1 protein-coding gene is annotated in these 658 nt (G+C 61.2%); it reads left to right on the top strand.

All coding sequences use genetic code 11. The features are described 5' to 3' along the window. Positions 1-33: 33 nt before the first annotated feature. Positions 34-658, top strand: a 625-nt coding sequence (locus tag ACLJT4_RS42495) for a polyketide synthase dehydratase domain-containing protein (RefSeq protein WP_411130524.1), incomplete at its 3' end; no start/stop codon positions are given.

The raw sequence follows: 658 nt of genomic DNA, 5'->3' as shown, positions 1-658 counted from the left end.
GTCGGTGCTGTTGCGGGTGGGTTGCATCCGTTGGTGGATGCGAATGTGTCGTCGTTGTTTGAGCAGCGGTATGTGGCCAGGCGGGATGGGGGTGAGTTTTATCTGGCTGATCATGTGGTGTTTGGGCGTCGGGTGTGGCCTGCGGTGGCGTATGTGGAGTTGGCGCGGGTTGCGGGGGAGTTGGCGTCGGGTTTGCGTGTGGGTGTGGTGCGTGGGGTTTCGTTTGAGCGGGTTTTGGAGTTTGTGGGTGGGGTGCGTGAGGTGGGGATCGTTGTGGTTCCTGCTGTGGGGGGTGGGGTTGGTTTTGAGGTGGTGTCGGAGGGGTTGGTGTGTGCGCGGGGGGAGTTGGGTTTTGGTGAGGTAGTTGTTGGTGGTGGTGGTCGGGTTGATGTGGTGGGGGTGCGGGGGCGTTGTGGTCGGGTTGTTGATGTGGGTGGGTTGTATGAGGGGTTTGTTGGGCGTGGGTTGAGTTATGGGCCGGGTTTTCGGTCTGTGGTGGGTGTGGTGTGTGGTGATCGTGAGGCGTTGGGGTCTTTGCGGTTGCCGGGGGTGTGTGAGGCGGGGTTTGGGGAGTTTGGGCTGCATCCGTCGTTGATGGATGGTGCGTTGCAGTCGGTTGTGGCGTTGTTGGGTGAGTCTGCTGGTGCTGGTGCTGGTG

Source organism: Streptomyces sp. x-19 (assembly GCF_046549115.1).
Taxonomy (GTDB): domain Bacteria; phylum Actinomycetota; class Actinomycetes; order Streptomycetales; family Streptomycetaceae; genus Streptomyces; species Streptomyces albulus_C.
This window is presented reverse-complemented; position numbering and strand designations above follow the sequence as displayed.